At 36.5% G+C, this 19,230-nt stretch carries 18 protein-coding genes and 2 pseudogenes; 17 read left to right on the forward strand and 3 right to left on the reverse strand.

What is annotated here, in order from left to right; genetic code table 11:
* The first annotated feature begins 48 nt into the window (after window positions 1-48).
* The 9 genes and pseudogenes from hutP to MHH71_RS26000 all read left to right on the forward strand — a co-directional run.
* On the forward strand, window positions 49-489 hold the full coding sequence (hutP, locus tag MHH71_RS25960; RefSeq protein ID WP_003199156.1) for a hut operon transcriptional regulator HutP: 441 nt from the start codon (window positions 49-51) through the stop codon (window positions 487-489).
* A gap of 102 nt (window positions 490-591) precedes the next feature.
* Window positions 592-2,109, forward strand: a complete 1,518-nt coding sequence (gene hutH / locus MHH71_RS25965; RefSeq protein WP_006095622.1) for a histidine ammonia-lyase — start codon at window positions 592-594, stop codon at window positions 2,107-2,109.
* A gap of 23 nt (window positions 2,110-2,132) precedes the next feature.
* Entirely contained in the window at window positions 2,133-3,791 is a 1,659-nt protein-coding gene (hutU, locus tag MHH71_RS25970) for a urocanate hydratase (RefSeq protein ID WP_006095623.1), read from the forward strand.
* Window positions 3,792-3,803: 12 nt separating this feature from the next.
* Window positions 3,804-5,075, forward strand: coding sequence for an imidazolonepropionase (hutI, locus tag MHH71_RS25975; protein WP_006095624.1), 1,272 nt, complete (start codon window positions 3,804-3,806; stop codon window positions 5,073-5,075).
* The gene (gene hutG / locus MHH71_RS25980) at window positions 5,054-6,025 is read left to right on the forward strand and encodes a formimidoylglutamase (RefSeq protein ID WP_033799042.1); all 972 of its coding nucleotides are present in this window, start codon (window positions 5,054-5,056) and stop codon (window positions 6,023-6,025) included. The genes hutI and hutG overlap by 22 nt, the downstream gene beginning before the upstream one ends.
* Window positions 6,026-6,691: 666 nt before the next feature.
* Complete coding sequence (locus MHH71_RS25985; protein ID WP_170959242.1) at window positions 6,692-7,153, forward strand: CarD family transcriptional regulator; 462 nt, start codon at window positions 6,692-6,694, stop codon at window positions 7,151-7,153.
* Window positions 7,154-7,835: 682 nt separating this feature from the next.
* Window positions 7,836-8,963: an alkene reductase gene (locus MHH71_RS25990; protein ID WP_006095627.1), complete on the forward strand. Its 1,128-nt coding sequence runs from the start codon at window positions 7,836-7,838 to the stop codon at window positions 8,961-8,963.
* Between the two features lie 90 nt (window positions 8,964-9,053).
* Window positions 9,054-10,628 (forward strand): FMN-binding glutamate synthase family protein, encoded by a 1,575-nt coding sequence (locus MHH71_RS25995; protein WP_006095628.1) that lies wholly within the window; start codon window positions 9,054-9,056, stop codon window positions 10,626-10,628.
* Window positions 10,629-10,650: 22 nt separating this feature from the next.
* Window positions 10,651-10,818: pseudogene (locus tag MHH71_RS26000) on the forward strand (sodium:proline symporter); the annotation flags it as partial.
* A 71-nt stretch (window positions 10,819-10,889) separates the two neighbouring features.
* On the opposite strand, the gene MHH71_RS26005 reads toward MHH71_RS26000, so the two are convergent.
* On the reverse strand, window positions 10,890-12,431 hold the full coding sequence (locus MHH71_RS26005) for a BA3702 family sensor histidine kinase (protein WP_018781475.1): 1,542 nt from the start codon (window positions 12,429-12,431) through the stop codon (window positions 10,890-10,892).
* 276 nt (window positions 12,432-12,707) lie between these two features.
* On the opposite strand from MHH71_RS26005, the gene MHH71_RS26010 reads away from it, so the two are divergent.
* On the forward strand, window positions 12,708-13,076 hold the full coding sequence (locus tag MHH71_RS26010) for a VOC family protein (protein WP_006095630.1): 369 nt from the start codon (window positions 12,708-12,710) through the stop codon (window positions 13,074-13,076).
* Window positions 13,077-13,104: 28 nt separating this feature from the next.
* Here the strand turns inward: MHH71_RS26010 and MHH71_RS26015 are convergent, their stop codons facing one another.
* Window positions 13,105-13,914 carry a YitT family protein gene (locus tag MHH71_RS26015; RefSeq protein ID WP_018781476.1) on the reverse strand — a complete coding sequence of 270 codons (810 nt, stop codon included), beginning with the start codon at window positions 13,912-13,914 and terminating at the stop codon, window positions 13,105-13,107.
* Between the two features lie 149 nt (window positions 13,915-14,063).
* On the opposite strand from MHH71_RS26015, the gene MHH71_RS26020 reads away from it, so the two are divergent.
* Genes MHH71_RS26020 through MHH71_RS26030 form a run of 3 tightly spaced genes read left to right on the forward strand, consistent with a single transcriptional unit; the run spans window position 14,064 to window position 15,603 of the window.
* Window positions 14,064-14,867 (forward strand): protein phosphatase 2C domain-containing protein, encoded by an 804-nt coding sequence (locus MHH71_RS26020; RefSeq protein ID WP_018781477.1) that lies wholly within the window; start codon window positions 14,064-14,066, stop codon window positions 14,865-14,867.
* A gap of 13 nt (window positions 14,868-14,880) precedes the next feature.
* Window positions 14,881-15,339 (forward strand): peptidoglycan recognition protein family protein, encoded by a 459-nt coding sequence (locus MHH71_RS26025; protein WP_006095633.1) that lies wholly within the window; start codon window positions 14,881-14,883, stop codon window positions 15,337-15,339.
* A 15-nt stretch (window positions 15,340-15,354) separates the two neighbouring features.
* On the forward strand, window positions 15,355-15,603 hold the full coding sequence (locus tag MHH71_RS26030; protein ID WP_006095634.1) for a DUF2164 domain-containing protein: 249 nt from the start codon (window positions 15,355-15,357) through the stop codon (window positions 15,601-15,603).
* Window positions 15,604-15,626: 23 nt separating this feature from the next.
* Here MHH71_RS26030 and MHH71_RS26035 read toward each other — a convergent pair whose 3' ends face one another.
* A complete protein-coding gene (locus MHH71_RS26035; RefSeq protein ID WP_029427144.1) occupies window positions 15,627-15,794 on the reverse strand; it encodes a CsbD family protein in 168 nt (55 codons plus the stop codon).
* Between the two features lie 318 nt (window positions 15,795-16,112).
* Here MHH71_RS26035 and MHH71_RS26040 point away from each other — a divergent pair, with 318 nt between their 5' ends.
* The 4 genes and pseudogenes from MHH71_RS26040 (at window position 16,113) to MHH71_RS26055 (ending at window position 19,212) form a co-directional block, all read left to right on the forward strand.
* Entirely contained in the window at window positions 16,113-16,316 is a 204-nt protein-coding gene (locus tag MHH71_RS26040; RefSeq protein ID WP_003199126.1) for a hypothetical protein, read from the forward strand.
* A 361-nt stretch (window positions 16,317-16,677) separates the two neighbouring features.
* A complete protein-coding gene (locus tag MHH71_RS26045) occupies window positions 16,678-18,297 on the forward strand; it encodes a long-chain fatty acid--CoA ligase (RefSeq protein ID WP_006095636.1) in 1,620 nt (539 codons plus the stop codon).
* A gap of 7 nt (window positions 18,298-18,304) precedes the next feature.
* Window positions 18,305-18,606, forward strand: a pseudogene (locus MHH71_RS26050) (acetyl-CoA C-acyltransferase); the annotation flags it as partial.
* Window positions 18,607-18,768: 162 nt separating this feature from the next.
* On the forward strand, window positions 18,769-19,212 hold the full coding sequence (locus MHH71_RS26055) for an NUDIX hydrolase (protein WP_050774414.1): 444 nt from the start codon (window positions 18,769-18,771) through the stop codon (window positions 19,210-19,212).
* Window positions 19,213-19,230 lie beyond the last annotated feature (18 nt).

Consider the following 19,230-nt stretch of genomic DNA (forward strand, 5'->3'; position numbering starts at 1 on the left):
CTTAAATTAAGTAATATTCAAACAATTCACAAGAAATGAGAGAGTCACATGCTTCTTCAAGGAACACATCGAATTGGTCGTATGGCCATGTTGTTGGCGCTTGCGGACGAGAATGAAAGCCCTGTATTATCCATTCCAAAAGGTTGGAAATATTGTACTGGGAAAGTTGGTTCTATGAATTCGCAAAAGGTTGTCGCAGCAATGGAAACAGCGGCTAAAAGCAACCAAGTTATTGAAACAGACGTTTACAGAGAAACGCATGCACTTTATCATGCAATCATGGAAGCTTTGTACGGAGTGACGAGAGGTCAAATTCAGTTAGCAGACGTTCTTCGTACGGTAGGTCTTCGGTTTGCAATTGTGCGCGGTACACCATACGACGGGAAAAAAGAAGGCGAATGGCTTGCTGTTGCACTTTATGGAACGATAGGTGCGCCTGTAAAAGGATCTGAGCATGAGGCGATTGGTTTAGGAATTAATCACATATGATTTGCCCATAGTCTATTAGTTAGAAGGGGGCCTTGCTTTTTGGGACAGAAGTCTGTCTTAAAAAGGTAAGGTCCCCTTTTGCTCTTTTAAGGAGGAAAAAGGATGATTACGTTAACAGGACATTCATTGACAGTAGAAGAAATGAAACGTTTGTTGTTTGAAGGGGAAGGGGTAACAGCTTGCTCAAACAGCATGAAAAAAGTGGCTGAGTGCCGTGAAGTTGTAGAAAAAATCGTAGAGGATGGAAAAGTTGTTTACGGTATTACAACTGGGTTTGGAAAGTTTAGTGATGTACTCATTCAGAAAGATGATGTAAAGGCACTTCAACATAACTTAATTCAATCACATGCATGCGGAATTGGCGATCCATTCCCTGAAGAAGTATCGCGAGGAATGTTGATTTTACGCGCTAATACGATGTTAAAAGGTGTATCTGGTGTTCGTCCACTTGTTGTAAATAGGCTGTTAGAGTTTGTAAATCGTAAAATTCATCCAGTTGTCCCGCAGCAAGGTTCATTAGGCGCGAGCGGTGATTTAGCTCCATTATCCCATCTTGCTCTTGTTCTATTGGGAGAAGGTGAAGTGTTCTATAAGGGGAAACGCGTTCATGCGATGGTAGCTCTGACAGAAGAAGGACTAGAGCCAATCGAATTAGAAGCGAAAGAAGGGCTTGCGTTAATCAATGGTACGCAAGCGATGACAGCGCAAGGAATCCTTTCTTATATCGAAGCTGAAGCGATTGCTTATCAATCAGAATTAATTGCTTCAATGACAATTGAAGGATTGCGCGGCATTATCGATGCATTTGATGAAAATGTGCATAAAGCACGTGGCTATAAAGAACAAGTGGAAGTTGCAAAGCGTATTCGCGATGTACTTCAAGATAGTAAACTTGTAACAAAGCAAGGGGAGCTTCGTGTACAAGATGCATACTCACTTCGCTGTATCCCGCAGGTACATGGTGCTTCTTGGCAAGTTTTAAATTATGTTAAAGAAAAATTAGAAATTGAAATGAACGCAGCAACAGATAATCCACTTATTTTTGATGGAGGAGAAAAAGTAATTTCTGGTGGGAACTTCCACGGACAACCAATTGCGTTTGCAATGGACTTTTTGAAGGTCGGGATGGCAGAACTTGCGAATATTTCTGAACGCCGTATTGAACGTCTTGTGAACCCGCAGTTAAATGATTTACCACCATTTTTAAGCCCGGAGCCAGGACTCCAGTCTGGTGCAATGATTATGCAATATGCGGCAGCTTCACTTGTTTCAGAAAATAAAACGCTAGCTCATCCAGCAAGTGTTGATTCGATTCCATCATCAGCTAACCAAGAAGATCATGTGAGTATGGGAACAATTGCTTCACGTCATGCACATCAAATCATTCAAAATGTAAGACGCGTTCTTGCAATTGAAATGATTTGTGCAATGCAAGCGGCGGAATATCGTGGTATTGAAGAGATGAGTACAGTAACGAAAGCGTTTTATCACCAAGGACGTCAGCAAGTACCGTCAATTACAAATGACCGTATTTTCTCAACAGATATTGAAAATATTGCACATTGGTTAAAAACAAGTCGCTTTACATTAGAACGATTGGATGCAAATGCAACACTATAAAAAGGGAAAAGGGAGAGATTAAAATGGAAAACGTAAAACAAACAATTCGCGCGCCAAGAGGAACAGAATTACAAACTAAGGGCTGGATTCAAGAAGCAGCCCTCCGTATGTTAATGAATAATTTAGATCCTGAAGTAGCTGAAAAGCCAGAAGAATTAGTTGTATATGGCGGCATTGGTCGTGCAGCTCGTAACTGGGATAGCTATCATGCAATTGTTGATTCGTTAAAAACATTAGAGAGTGATGAAACATTACTTGTTCAATCTGGTAAACCAGTTGCAATTTTTAAATCACATGAAGATGCACCACGCGTTCTTCTAGCAAATTCAAACTTAGTACCAAAGTGGGCAAATTGGGATCACTTCCGTGAACTTGAGAAAAAGGGTCTTATGATGTATGGACAAATGACAGCTGGTAGCTGGATTTATATTGGCACACAAGGAATTTTACAAGGAACATATGAAACGTTTGGAGAGGCAGCACGCCAACATTTTGGTGGCTCATTAAAAGGTACATTAACACTTACAGCTGGTTTAGGTGGTATGGGTGGTGCACAACCTCTTGCTGTTACGATGAACGGTGGGGTAGTCATTGCTATTGATGTAGATAAGCGCAGCATCGATCGCCGTATTGAAAAAAGGTATTGTGATATGTACACAGAATCTTTAGAAGAGGCACTAGCTGTTGCGAAAGAATATAAAGAGAAGAAAGAACCAATTTCAATTGGACTATTAGGAAATGCCGCAGAAATTTTACCAGAGCTTGTGAAACGTGATATTACACCAGACTTAGTGACAGATCAAACGTCTGCACATGATCCATTAAATGGTTATGTTCCAGTAAGCTATTCATTAGATGAAGCGGCAAAACTTCGTGAAGAAGATCCAGAACGCTACGTACAATTATCAAAAGAAAGCATGAAAAAACATGTAGAAGCAATGCTTGCAATGCAACAAAAAGGTGCAATTACATTTGATTATGGTAATAACATTCGCCAAGTTGCTTTTGATGAAGGGTTAAAAAATGCATTTGATTTCCCAGGATTCGTTCCAGCATTTATTCGTCCATTATTCTGTGAAGGAAAAGGACCATTCCGCTGGGTAGCACTTTCTGGTGATCCAGAAGATATTTATAAAACAGATGAAGTAATTTTACGTGAATTTGCTGATAATGAGCATTTATGTAACTGGATTCGTATGGCACGTCAGCAAGTTGAGTTCCAAGGTCTTCCATCACGTATTTGTTGGCTTGGTTACGGAGAGCGTGCAAAATTCGGGCGTATTATCAATGAAATGGTTGCAAACGGTGAATTATCAGCACCAATCGTTATCGGTCGTGATCATTTAGATTGTGGATCTGTAGCTTCACCGAACCGTGAAACAGAAGCAATGAAAGATGGCAGTGATGCAGTAGCGGATTGGCCAATTTTAAATGCATTAATCAATAGTGTTAATGGTGCAAGCTGGGTATCTGTTCACCACGGTGGTGGCGTTGGTATGGGGTATTCACTTCACGCTGGAATGGTTATTGTTGCAGACGGAACAGAAGCAGCGGGAAAACGCATTGAACGCGTATTAACTTCTGATCCTGGAATGGGAGTTGTTCGCCACGTTGACGCAGGGTATGACTTAGCTGTTGAAACAGCAAAAGAAAAAGACGTTAACATTCCAATGATGAAATAAGGAGGAAGAAACATGCTGGACATTTTACTAACGAATATCGGTCAATTGCTAACAATGGATCAAGAAGATGGCTTGTTAAGACAGGAAGCGATGAACACGCTTCCTGTTATCGAAAATGGTGCAGTGGGTATTGAAAATGGTATTGTTACTTTCATTGGCACAGCGGAAGAAGCAAAAGGGTTGCAAGCAAAAGAAACCATCGATTGCGAAGGGAAAATGGTTTCTCCAGGGCTTGTTGATCCGCATACGCACCTTGTATTTGGTGGATCTCGTGAAAATGAAATTGCTCTTAAATTACAGGGAGTGCCGTATTTAGAAATTTTAGAGCAAGGCGGCGGTATTCTGTCAACTGTGAATGCAACAAAACAAGCGTCGAAAGAAGAGCTCGTACAAAAGGCGAAGTTTCATTTAGATCGCATGTTGTCATTTGGTGTTACGACAGTGGAAGCAAAGAGTGGCTATGGATTGGACGATGAAACAGAGTGGAAACAATTAGAAGCGACGGCACAATTGCAAAAAGAGCATCCAATTGATTTAGTTTCAACATTCTTAGGAGCACATGCAGTTCCAAAAGAGTATAAAGGAAAATCAAAAGAGTTTTTACAATGGATGTTAGAGTTATTACCAGAGATGAAAGAAAAACAATTAGCTGAGTTTGTTGATATTTTCTGTGAAACAGGGGTATTCTCTGTAGAAGAATCGAAAGACTTTTTATTAAAAGCAAAAGAACTTGGATTTGATGTGAAGATTCATGCAGATGAAATTGATCCACTTGGCGGTGCAGAAGCTGCCGCAGAAATTGGTGCGGCATCAGCGGACCATTTAGTTGGAGCATCAGATAAAGGGATTGAAATGCTAGCGAATTCCAATACAGTTGCAACGTTACTCCCAGGAACGACTTTCTACTTAAATAAAGAAAGCTTTGCACGTGGGCGTAAAATGATTGATGAAGGTGTAGCGGTTGCGTTAGCGACAGATTTTAATCCAGGTAGTTGCCCAACTGAAAATATTCAACTTATTATGAGCATTGCGATGTTGAAATTGAAAATGACACCAGAAGAAGTCTGGAATGCTGTAACAGTTAACTCAGCGTATGCGATCAATCGCGGCGATGTTGCTGGGAAAATTCGTGTTGGACGTAAGGCTGACCTAGTTTTATGGGATGCATATAATTATGCGTATGTACCATATCATTATGGTGTGAGTCATGTAAATACAGTATGGAAGAATGGTAATCTTGCATATACAAGAGGTGACAAAACGTGGAGCAAGGCCACTATTTAAAGAAAAATGCAAAGTTTATTGATCGTGAAGTAACGAAATGGAGTGATATGATTAAAGGCTGGGAAGAGGGAGAAGAAATCTTTGGTGCAGCATTAATTGGCGCACCGCTTTCTAAGCCGTCTATTAGTCATTCTGGTGCATGTTTTGCGCCGAAAACCATTCGCGCAATGCTAGATGCATATAGCACATATGCGATTACAGAAGAGCATGATATGAAAGAAAGTGTCTTGTATGATTGTGGTGATATTACCATGCATGTTACAGACATAAAAGAAAGTCATGCTCGTATTGCTAAAACGCTCGGCAGTTTGACGAAATTGAATCCACAAATGGTACCAATTATTCTTGGAGGAGATCATTCCATTAGTTTTCCTAGTATAAGTGGTTTTGCAAGTAGTAAAGGGAAAGTTGGCATTATTCAATTCGATGCACATCATGATTTGCGTAATTTAGAAGACGGAGGACCGTCTAATGGAACACCATTTCGTAGCTTACTAGAGAATGATGTGATTATAGGAAAACAGCTTGTTCAAATTGGTATTCGTAATTTTTCCAATGCTCGTACGTATCATGAGTATGCAAAAGAACATGGTGTCACAGTATATACAATGAAACATGTTCGCGAGGTAGCGATTAAAGATATCATTACAGAAAGCATTGAGAGTTTACGTAGACAAGGAGTTACAGCTATTTATGTTTCTGTCGATATGGACGTATTAGATCAAGCATTTGCCCCAGGTTGTCCAGCAATTGGCCCAGGTGGTATGGATAGTACGACTTTACTCGATGCGATTACGACACTTGGTCAAGAACCACTTGTTCAGGGTATGGACATTGTAGAAATTGACCCAACACTTGATTTTAGGGATATGACGAGTCGTGTAGCTGCACAAGTTATTATGAGTTTCCTATTAGCAAGGGAAGCGGTTAGTAAGCAGGTTAGTATATAGGAAAAAAAGTCTTTCCTAATCTGTAATAGTAAAGATAAGTGATAGCATATGAAGGTTTTTAAAGCTAATATCTTGTCTATCCTGTTGCACATTATATTGAAAATGGTACATCACTCTTATATGTAGTGGTGTACTTTTTGTTTTATAAGATTTCTAAATGACCTCATTTCCTATAATAGTAACACAAACTAGTTAAGTATTTATAAGAACTCTTGCAAGGATGGGAATAAAAGTATGTCAAAAAATAGAAGTACCACACAAGAAAAGATACAAGAGTAAACTGGTTTTGTATAAGGAAAAACGAATCTACGTTTTAACCGAGATTTCAGAATGCAAGTAGACAAAGAACAATGATCACCATATACATCCCCTGATTAATATAATGCATTATTTAGGTGGTGAATTAGAGTTTTGAACCCGAAATGCATAGAGGTTTCTGATAAAGGAATTGTAGAATAAAAAGGATAGTGTTTTTCGCAAATTGAACTTTGTTTTGCTAGTAATGGGAAGTTGTTTTTATTGAATTATTATTATTATTTCTCAATCTTATTTTTCAAGAGGAAATAAGTTGACGCGAAAAATAATTTTGTGATATTATAAAAATTTTGCTAAAAAAATAAATGTATGTTAAGCTTGAGAAGGTTACCATATATGGAGGTGGATTATTTGTTTCAAATTGGCGATAACATTGTTTATCCAATGCAAGGAGCAGGTATAATTAAAGCCATAGAAGAAAAGGAAATCTCAGGAGAAAAACAACAGTATTATGTCATAAAAATGTCGGCCAGTAATATGGAAGTAATGATTCCTACGGGAAAAATATTGAGTTCAAATATACGACCAGTTACGGATATAACGGCATTAACACGCATCATAGATATTTTTCAGCATGGAGAATCAGATAGATTACTTACGTGGAAACAAAGGTATAAAGTGAACACAGATAAAATAAAAACGGGTAAAATACAAGAAGGTGCTGAAGTTGTACGTGATTTAATGCGTATGCAGAAAGAAAAAGCACTTAATGCAAGCGAAAAGAAAATGTTAGATAACGCACATGAATTTTTGATTAGTGAACTGGGATTGATTAAAGGTATCACAGAAAATCAAATGAAAAGCTTTTGTTAAGGTTCATTATAGATAATGTATTACATCCCAAAAAAAGATTTTGAATTTTTTGGGAATATAATTATAAAGAATCAATCATTTCAAAGACATTCAACTCTTTCAAACCACTTTTAGAGCATTAACCTCTTTTGTTATTTCTACAATCTAATCCATTTTTATTTTTTAATTTCTTTTACGAATGTTCGAAATTTTATTAAATGACTCGATAAAATAGTTACTTGATTTTTGTAATCCTGATTCACACTGGCACGGACAAGGAGCCGTAAGGATGAAAGAGAGGTAGGGCTTTCATTGTTTTAGGTATATATAAGTTATTATTTCTAGAAGAATAATTAATCAATCTCACTTCTATCGTTAAGAATTTTTCACATCTGAGGAGATAGTAATTATTTATCTTCTTTGCGTAAAAAAGATAAATAAATTGCTAGCGTCATATGGTCAACTATAAAAATGGTTTCCTAATTAGGAAACCATTTTTAATTTTATCTACATAACAATAATCAATTGAGAAGTAAAAAAGGAGTACAGCTATGGAGAAATGGGTATTATCGATGTTTAATATACGGATATTCTACAATAAGGGCGTGTAAATTGACGTTGTTATATAGGAGGAATTATGATGCGTGTATAGTTAGTTTTTTAATGATTTATTGAAATAATATTGAATTAAGGGGGAAACAGGATGGCAAGTTCAAATAGTAAAGCAGCAAGTATATATGAAGGCACGAATATAAACAATTGGGGATCTTTTCAAAATATTGAAGAGACAAAGCTGTTTGATCCAATTCAAATGGGTGCTTGGTCTCTTCGGAATCGCGTGGCAATGGCACCGATGACGCGTTGTTTTGCTAATGATGAAACAGGAGTAGTTGGAGCTGACGTAGTCCAGTATTACCGTAAACGTGCGGCAGATGGTGTTGGTCTAATTATTACGGAAGGAATTATAATTAGCCCAAGAGCGAAGGGGAATCCAGGTGTCCCAGGTATTTATACCGGGGAGCAAATTGATTCTTGGAAGTTAGTAACAGATGCAGTACATAAAGAAGGTGGAACAATTATTGCGCAAATATGGCATGTAGGACGTATGAGCCATCATGAACTAACAGGTGGATTCTTACCACAAGCACCTTCTGCGATTGCTGCTCAAGGAAATGTCCCACGTTTTCGGAAGCCTTTTGATAAGCCAGAAGCGATGACGATAGAAGAAATTCAAGAGACTATCGAACAGTATGCGCAAGCTGCTAGGAATGCGATAGAAGCAGGCTTCGATGGGGTAGAAATTCATGGGGCACATGGGTATTTAATTGATCAATTCGCTTATGAAATTGCGAATCATCGAAAGGATCAATATGGCGGAGACTTAGAACAAAGGTTAACGTTTATGAAAGAAGTATTACAAGCTGTTATAAGCGCAGTTGGTGCAGATAAAACACTTATTCGTTTTTCTGCATTTAAAGGTGATAATCCAAGCTATATGTGGGAAGATCCTGAAGAGGCAATTCAAACTTTCGTAGAGATGTTCCATGAAGTAGGACTAACGATGATCCACCCTTCCACAATGAATTATATGCAAGTTATAGCTGACGGAAAAAACTTACATCAATTAGTTCGTAAATATTGGAATGGTATAATTGTAGGAGTGGGGAATTTAAATCCAAAAGAGGCAGAAGAAGCACTACAAGAAGGAACAATTGATGTAGCAGCATTTGGTAGACCATTGATTTCTAATCCGGATTTTGTTCATCGTGTTAAACGCGGGGAAAGTTTAGAGGAATACGATGCAAAACAGCATCTTGCTACATTGATATGAATAATAATAAAAGAAGAGCACATAAGGTGTTCTTCTTTTATTATGTAAGCAAAAAATATAAGAGAATGGCATGATAGGGGGGAAGCGAAAATGAATGAAACGCTACTCGTTATTATTAGTATATTATTATTGTTAATCTTGCTGTTCATTATCTTTTTTATGGCTACATTTTTTATTAAGAAACGAACACATCATTCTATATTGAAACTCCATCCGTATCTAGGAAGGATGCGTTTTTTACTGGAGAAGATAGGGCCTGAATTTCGGCAATATTGGTTTGATAATGATACAGATGGAAAACCTTTTTCACGTTATGATTTTCAAAGTGTAATGTTTTTAGCAAAATATCGATCTGAAGTTCTAGGTTTTGGCTCGAAACGGGATTTTGATGCATCTGGATATTATATTGCAAACACTCTATTTCCAGTTCTTACAGAAGAACTCAATGTGGACCTTTCTGAAGAGCGTGCTGCAAAAAAATATGTAATTCATAAAGAAGGTGTGTTTTCTAGAAAAGAAAAATTAACTGCAGATGAAACAAATCTTTGGCTATATGAAGAAGATGATGCAATTGTAGTTGGAGAGAATCGTAAGTTTCCATGGAAAATATATGGAATGTTTGGGGCATCTGCTACTTCTTATGGTGCAATTGGTGAAAATTATATTTTATCTACAGGATATGGATCAAAAATGGCAGGGGGGTCATGGATTAATACAGGTGAGGGTGGTGTAATTCCAGAGCATATACAAACAGGTGCAAATATTATTGCTCAAATCGGTCCAGGTTTATTTGGATACCGTGATGAAGAGGGGAATTTTTCAATGGATGAGTTCGTAGTTAAAGCTAAAGAGCCGAATATTAAAGCATTCGAACTGAAATTTGGGCAAGGTGCAAAAATACGCGGTGGACATTTAGAGGGACAAAAAGTGAATCGGAAAATAGCTGCTGTTCGAAAAGTAAAAGAAGGGGAAACGATAAATTCGCCAAATCGTTTTGCGTTTTTACATTATGCTAAAGACGCCTTACGTTTTATTCATGATTTGCAAGAAAAAGGTGATAAACCAGTTGGAATGAAAATAGTTATCGGGCAACAAAAACCGCTAGAAGAGTTATTACAAACGATGAAGGAATTAAATATTTATCCAGATTTTATTACAATTGATGGCTCGGAAGGAGGTTCTGGTGCCACTTATAAATCGATGGCAGATAGTATGGGGATACCACTTATACCAGCACTCATTACGTTTGTTGATACAGCCTGTCGTTTTAATGTTCGAGATAAGTTGAAAGTTTTTGCATCGGGAAAATTAGTAACACCCGATAAAGTAGCAATAGCCTTAGCAATTGGTGCCGATGCAGTAAATTCTGCGCGCGGATTTATGATGGCAAGTGGATGTATTATGGCACTTCAGTGTCATTCCGGACAATGTCCTTCGGGGGTTGCGACAACGAATCCACATTATCAAAAGGCATTAGACCACAATGAAAAAAAGTGGCGCGTGATGAATTATATTGTGAGCATGAGATATAGTTTGTTTGCGTTATCAGCAGCGGCAGGGGTGAAAAGTCCACGGCATTTAACAAGGGATCACATTGTATTTAAAGATGAAACAGGTAGAGTTATTCCGTTATCGAAATTATTTCCAGTAGTAGGTGAAAAGTGAGAGAAATAGCGCGAAACATTAGATCGTTGGTGTTGTGGCAGTTATTGCTTGGGTATAAATTCCAAGTCTAAAAGAAATGATGTATGAAATGGTACCAGGATTTTCGTCAAGTTTACTAGCTATGATAATAGTCAGCTTGCTAACAAATGAATTTGAAAAAGTTGTACATCACGAATTTGATGAGATGTAAACAATACTGGAGCAAGCGACAGAATAAAATATTAGTAAATTACTATAAAAAGAGTAAATAGAAAGATCTATTTACTCTTTTTCCATTTCGTTATTATTTGGTAGCGGTGAGATGGGTAATCGAATATCTACAGTTGTTCCTTTATTTAACTCACTTGAGATTTGAAGTTTACCGTAATGTTCTTCGATTATTTTGTAGCACATCATTAAGCCTAATCCAGTTCCTTTTTCTTTCAAACTATAAAAAGGTTCTCCTAAACGAGAAATACGATCTTCTGGAATGCCACACCCCTCATCTATAATACGGATTAAAATGAAATTCTCATCTACTTGCTTTGTTTGGATGAAAATATTTCCTCCGCGAGGCATGGCTTCAATCGCATTTTTAAGTACATTAATAAAGACTTGCTTTAGTTGATTACCATCACATTGAATTTCTGGCATAGTCGAAAGATGATCCATAATAATATGTGTACTATGCATGATGGCGGTAGGTAAAATAAAGGTTACTACTTCTTCAATTAATGATTGGATTTGGTGAGAATGAATAGATAACACTTGTGGCTTAGACATTGCCATAAATTGACTTGTAATGGATTCCATTTGTGAAATTTCGCTTAGCATAACATCTATATACCATTTGTTTTGTTCGCTAATATCGGGTTGCAATAATGTTAAGAATCCCTTTAAGGCCGTTAACGGGTTGCGGATTTCATGAGCGATTCCTGCTGTTAGTTGTCCGACTACTGCTAATTTTTCAGATTTTCGTAGTAATTTTTCTGTTTTCTTTAATTCAGTAACATCCCTGCCCATAACAATAAGGCCTTTTCGTGAGCCATCAGGATGGAAGAGTGGAACTTTTGAAAGATCCAAGATAAGGTTGGACGTACTTTTATGAATAATAAATTCTTCGCCATGAATAATTTTTTTTTGTTGCCATGCGAGTTCATCAATTTGTTCACAATGTAAAAATGCTTCGCGGTACGCTTCATTATATTGAACGAGTTCACTATCTTTTTTTCCGTGATAAGGAACATCATGAAAATCAAAGCAAGAAAGTGCGTAATCATTTGCTTCAAGCCAGCGCCCTTCATGATCTTTAAAGATGACAAAGGCAGGCATTGAGTCCATCAATGTGCGCAATCGTTTTTCGCTCTCTTTTAACATTTTTTCGATTCTTTCAGATTTCTCGAGTGGCTTCATAATTGCATATACACCTGAGAGATGCTTTTGAATAAAAATAGGGACTAATTTTGTAACTACATCTATTTGATATCCATCTTTATGGTGGATAGAAAGTATGTATTCCTCTTGATTATCAGCTGTAGTATTTTTTATAAATTGCAGTACTTGATCAGAAATATGTGCTTCTATAATAGAAGTAATTGTTTTTCTTTCTAATTCCTCTGAAGTATATCCCAATATTTTTTCCGCAGAGGGATTAATATGTAATATGATTCCTTGTAAGTTCAATGAAATAATACCATCAGGATTATGTTCAAAAAGAGATGCGTACATTTCTGTTAAAGTACAATTTTGAATATGATTTCGCAAACGGCGGGGTATAGCCGAATGACGATTTTTTTGAATAGATGAGAACTTTTTCCGACTCATAATTTTTCCTCCGTGCACTAGCATCTAAAACAGATTCAATACCTATTATAAATATAATATATGAAAAACATTATATATTTCTATAAAAAACAAATTTACAGAATAATGTGCATTTTAATTCTTTTCGATTAAGTTGTTATTAAAACACCTTCTTCATTATAGAACAAATGATATGCCTGTGGCTGTTAAGTAAATCTTATGGAGTTTTATAAAGTTTATATAAGTTATTTTTAAAGCAGTATACTATAAAATGAAAATATAAAGGAGGAGAGAGATATGGCAGGTTATATTCAAGGGATTGACCATGTACAAGTAGCAGCACCTGTAGGGTGTGAAGAAGAGGCAAGAGACTTTTATGGATATAAAATAGGTTTAGAAGAAATTCCGAAACCAGAAGAATTAAGAAAACGTGGCGGTTGTTGGTTTCGTTGTGGAAATCAAGAAATTCATATAGGAGTTGAACAAACTTTTTCTCCGGCTAAAAAAGCGCATCCAGCTTTTTATGTTCAGGGGATCGATGAATTTAAGGGAAAACTAATCGGGCAAGGGATTCAAGTCATAGATGATTATGCTCGTCCAGATATAATTAGATTTTATGTTTCAGATCCATTTGGGAATAGACTAGAATTTATGGAGAATAAATAAAAAACTAGGTGGAACTTCACCTAGTTTTTTAACCTCTCCTAAATAACCCTAATACTTCAACAGTCTCCGTAATATTAACGAATGCTTGTGGATCAATTTCAGAAATGGCTAGTTTCATATCAGCAAGCTCTTCACGTGAAACAACAGTCATAAGTACACGTTTTTTCTCACTTGAATACGCACCTTCACCATCAAGAAGTGTAATTCCTCGCACAACAGTTGAAAGGAGTTTCTTTTTCATTTCTTCAGCTTGATTTGTTACAATCATAAGTGTAACTTTACGATGTTTCGTATGAATAGCATCAATTACTTTACCTGTTACATAGATTGAAAGTAAACTCGTTAATGCTACATCCCAATCAAAGAAAAATCCAGCAATGACAACAACGACTGTATTTAAAATAATGAGGAGTCCACCAAGTTTAATATCTTTTTTGCGAGATAGTAGCATACCGATAATATCAAATCCACCTGTGGAACCATGACAATTAAAGACAAGGCCAATTCCTGCCCCTGCAATTACGCCGCCAAATATGGAAGAAAGAAGGGGATCTTTTGCGACGATTTGTACTGGAATCCAGTATAATGCTGCAGATAATACTACAACAGAGACAACTGTATTAAAAATTACTTTTTTTCCAAGACCTATGTACCCTAAAATAAGAATAGGTAAGTTTAATGCAAAGTTAATAATTCCTGTGTTTACAGGGGTTACAATTCCTAAGATAATAGCAATTCCACCAATTCCACTACTCAAAATCTTGTGGGGGATAAGGAAAAGATTAAAGGCAACTGCAATAATGATAGAACCAATGATAACTCCAAGAAATCTGACCATCTTTTTCCCGTCCTTCACTAAAAAATCATATTATTTCAAGATTATATATGAAATTGAAAGTATTAGGGGAAAACAGTTTATTTCGGGAAGTTAGACTGATTCGAAAAATCAAATTATTTTTACATATTTCATTAAAGGGGTGTAAAAATATGAAAATTCAAATGTATCAACAGAAAAGTCCTTTGAAGCAGGAGTGTGAGGATTCGTTTTTTTGTAATGAAGGATTGAAAATCTATGGTGTATGCGATGGTGCAACGCCACTTGTCCCGTTTCAAGATGAAGAGGGGCATAATGGAGCATATCTAGCTTCAAACGTGTTTGCAAGTCATTTTACATCGCTAAAAGAAGTGACAAGTTTGCAAAAAGCAATTGCAAGCGCAAACGAAGTGTTACAAGAAAAAATGATAGATTATGAGATTGATATAACAAAGAAAGATCATGTATGGTGTACATGTATTGCTGTAGTTCGTATAAAGGATAGAAGCATTCAATATGCTCAACTTGGTGACTGTATGATTGTTGTTACATTGCGTGATGAAACCATAAAGGTGTTAACAAAAGATACAGTGAAAGGAATTAGTGCACGAGCGAAAAGAAAGCGTGAAGAAGATAGGAAAAAGGGACTTCTTGTACCGGAAGAATATATATTTAATGACATTAGGCAGCAACTAAAATATAATCGTTATCTTGCCAATATGCCAAATGGGTATTCAGTAGCAAATGGGATGTCGGAAGCAATTACTTGGATCCAACAAGGAGAATTTCCACTTTCTGAAATGAAAGGAATATTTATTTGTTCGGATGGATTATTTCACCCAGACTGGTCACTTGAGCAAACAGTACAATATGTAAGCATGCATGGTATAAAAGAATATGTTTCTATAATAGAAGAATTAGAAGAACAAAAACGGATTCGACCAGATGATAAAACGATAATCATGATTGAGTTGTAAAGGAGGATCCTGAATGGAATTTAAGCAAGCAAAACTGACGTTTCAAGATGAATTGCAGCCTTTACAAAACGTAACAAAACTCATCATTCATCACACTGCTGAAGATGGATGGGATGTGTATAAAACACATGAATTCCATCAAAAGGTACGAGGATGGAGTGGCATCGGATATAATTATTTTATTGAAGAAGATGGGACGGTGTTTGAAGGTAGAGGATTATACATTGGAGCCCATGCAAAAGGATATAATAGCAAAACGATAGGGATTTGTATGACAGGTAATTTTGATAAATATGATCCGACTTTAGCGCAAATCGATTCTTTACATTCACTATGTAAGTGGTTTATGAAGAAGTTTTCTATATGTGAAGAACATATACTTGGTCATCGGGAATTAGAAGGTGTCACAAAAACTTGCCCAGGAACACGTTTTTCTATGGTAGAGTTAAGGAAAACATTATCTCAAATATAGAGGAGAAGAGGATTCATGATGAATGTAAAAATACCAAATGAAAAGAAAGATGAGCTTGTAGAACAAATTCAGAGGTTTTTTGAAGAGGAAGACTTAGATACAATCGGACGTTTTCAAGCAGAGCGTTTAATAGAAGAAATGATAAAATTACTTGGACCATATGCATATAACCAAGCGATTGGAGATGCGAGAAAGTTAATTACAGATAAGTTGTCGAACATAGAAGAGGATTTATACGTGCTAGAAAAACAGGATGGTAAATAAAACGGGCCTTAAATAGGCTCGTTTTATTTATGTTCATGTACTTTCTCTGTTACATTACCCACAGTATGCTTCACGGTGCCTTTTATCTTATCCCATTTACCTGTAGCTTGTAATTCCTTATTGTCAGTTACTTTCCCAACAACTTCTTTTACTTCACCTTTTACTGTATTAAAGGAAGGCCCGGAAATAATTTTTGATGAAAATGCAGTCGCATTTTCAAATTGCTTGATATCTACTTGCATTGGATTTTTTTCCATTGTTTGCAAAGCTAATAATCTAGCGGATAACATGTTGATTTCTGCTTGTTCGATTACTTTTGCTGAATGAAGTGTAATAGTAGAGTTCAATATTTTACCTCCAAAAAATAATGTAATATGTATTTACAATGTATGAATACGACCCTAAGGTTATTTTTCCTTTTAAAATTTAGGAGAAGTAGGATTTTTTATGGAAGGAAATTGGAAGATTGCTGTCGAAGGGAGTAGAAACAGAACGAAGGTGGTGCTCTCATGCGAAAGAAAGAGATACATACATGCTCTTATTGTGGCTCTAGCAATATTGGGGAAGGTGAGTTTGTTGGATATGCGCAAATAAGAAAAAAAGAAACGATGTTTACGTCTTCTCCAGTAGATGCTTATATTTGTACGGATTGTGGAAGTATACTTTTGTTGAAAGTGCGAAATTATCAAAAGTTCAAGCAGAAACCAATATAAATAGAAGAAAAGCATTCATATCCAATGCCTTATACAAATCGATTAATATTATGTCTGATACATATACGAGATATTCTTGATATATTCGAATATAATTCAAAAAAATAATTAAAAATGATGTATTTGTAAAAAGAACATGTCGTGATATGAAGAGGTATGCGATTTTGTGTGATACATATGTTCAAAAAGACAGAGAGTGGTTTATAAAGGAGTCACTCTCTGTTTTCTATGAGAGGTGTGTGCTAGAAGAAATATTTCTTCGGAAATAATTCTGAAAATACAGAAAAATAAAACTTATAAGTGCGAAAGTTTGGTATAATGTCTAAAAATGAAAACGCTTTAATAGGAGGTTGGGAGAAATATGATGATGAATGTACCATTAACAATTAGTTCAATGATAGAAAGGGCAGAAAAGTTGTTTCCAAAAAAAGAAATTGTTTCGCGTACACATGATACTATAACAACTTTAACATACAAGCAATTAGGAGAAAGAACAAGGAGACTCTCTAGTGCGTTACAGAAATTAGGGATAAAAGAGGGAGAACGAGTTGGGACTTTAGCGTGGAATCATCATCGTCATGTGGAAGCGTATTTTGCTATTCCGAGTATTGGATCTGTCTTGCACACTATTAATATTCGTTTATCTGCACAGCATATTTCCTATATTATTGGACATGCGGAAGATCGCATTTTACTCGTTGATGAAGATCTCGTACCCCTCGTTGAAAAAATTCAAAGTAAATTATTGACTGTACAAGCATACATCATTATGACCGACAAAAAAGAACTTCCAGAAACTTCACTAGAGCCGGTCTATCACTACGAACAGCTTCTTACAGAAGGGGATCCTGATTTCCAATTCTTAAAAGATATTGATGAAAACACACCGGCAGGTATGTGTTATACGTCAGCGACAACAGGTAACCCAAAAGGTGTTGTATATACACATCGTAGTACGGTACTTCATTGTATGACTCTAGGATTAGCAGATACAGCTGCATTATCTGAAAGTGATGCAGCAATGGCAATTGTTCCAATGTTTCATGTGAATGCTTGGGGATTACCTTTTGCAGCAACGTGGTTTGGATCAAAACAAGTTTTACCTGGTCCGATGTTTACACCGAAAATATTACTTGAAATGATCCAGGATGAAAAAGTGACGTTGGCTGCTGGTGTACCAACGATTTGGCTTGGTGTTTTACAAGAATTAGAAAATAATAACTATGATTTATCAAGTATGAAGCGGATTTTATGTGGGGGTGCTGCTGCACCTAAAAGTGTGATAGCTGCATTCGAACAAAAACATAGTGTTCCTTTTGTGCATGCATACGGTATGACGGAAACAAGTCCACTTGTGACACTTGCACGGTTAAAAAGCTATGAAACAGATTTATCCTATGAAGAGCAACTGGAAATTCGATCAAAGCAAGGATATCTTGTACCAGGCGTTGAAATGAAAGTAGTGGGAGTAAATGGGGAAGTGAAATGGGACGGAGCTGAAATGGGAGAATTATGTTTACGAGCACCATGGATAGCTGCAAGTTACTATAATGACGAACGCACTATAGAAGGTTTCCGTGATGGTTGGTTATATACAGGGGATGTTATTACAGTTGATGAGGAGGGCTGCGTTAAAATTGTTGATCGCGCAAAAGATGTTATTAAAAGTGGGGGTGAGTGGATTTCATCTGTAGATTTAGAAAATGCTTTAATGGCACATGAGGCTGTATTTGAAGCTGCAGTTGTCGCAGTACCTCATCCTCAGTGGCAGGAGAGACCTGTTGCATGTGTTGTGCAAAAACAAAATAGTTCTGTAACGAAAGAAGAATTATATGAATTTTTACGACCGCAGTTTGCGAAGTGGTGGTTGCCGGATGATATCGTTTTTATGGAGGAGATCCCTAAAACATCAGTTGGTAAATTTTTGAAACAAGAGTTACGAAAAGAATTAGAGCATTTGCATAAAGATATCGAAAAGTAATTAAGAAAAGGCTCATAAACCTGGGAACAAACCAATTCTTCGGTTTGTTCATAGTGCTGTTATTGGTGTAAATCAGCATTTACCAGGGGGTGGACCTATATTTGCTGTGCAAAAGTTATTGCAAGATCAGAACTTATCAATAGACGATGTTGATTATATTGAAATGAATGAGGCCTTGCTGCCAGGATCGTGGCCTGTGCGCAAGAATTACAAATTTCCTATGAAAAGTTAAATGTAAACGGTGGAGTAATTGCACTCGGTCATCCTTACGGTGCATCAGGAGCTATGCTTGTGACTCGTTTATTCCATTAGTATGTTTCTTGTTAAAGGCGGACGCATAGAAATCGCTTCTTTCTTCCATAATTTTCTTTAATTATAAAACGTACGTTCCTTTTGTGGAAGGGGTTTAGCTAATAATCTAGAATTATATAGCTTGGAAGTCATATGTATAGAATGAAAAGAGGAGACTATATGAATCATTTATTACAAGTTCGAGTAACTGGAATTTTGATTGAGAAAGAAAACCTTTTAATTGTAAAACAAAAAGTTTCTGATCGAAATTGGTCTTTACCAGGCGGAAGAGTAGAGGGTGGAGAAATGTTAGAAGAAGCTATGATTCGAGAAATGAGAGAAGAGACGGGATTGGAAACTAGAATTAAGAAATTACTATATATTTGTGATAAACCGGATGTTACGCCATCACTAGTACATATTACGTTTTTACTTGAAAGGGTGTCGGGAGAAATAAAGCTACCGTCTAATGAATTCGATCATAATCCAATCCATGATGTGAAGATGGTACCACTAACAGAATTACGAAATTATCATTTTTCTGAGGCATTTATTGAACTTATTGAAAAAGGATTTCCTAATGCAGGAACTTATCAAGGATTGAAACAAAATATTGGCTTGTAAGTAGATAAAAATCTAAAG

The organism is Bacillus sp. FSL H8-0534 (genome assembly GCF_038005885.1).
Taxonomy (GTDB): Bacteria; Bacillota; Bacilli; order Bacillales; family Bacillaceae_G; genus Bacillus_A; species Bacillus_A pseudomycoides.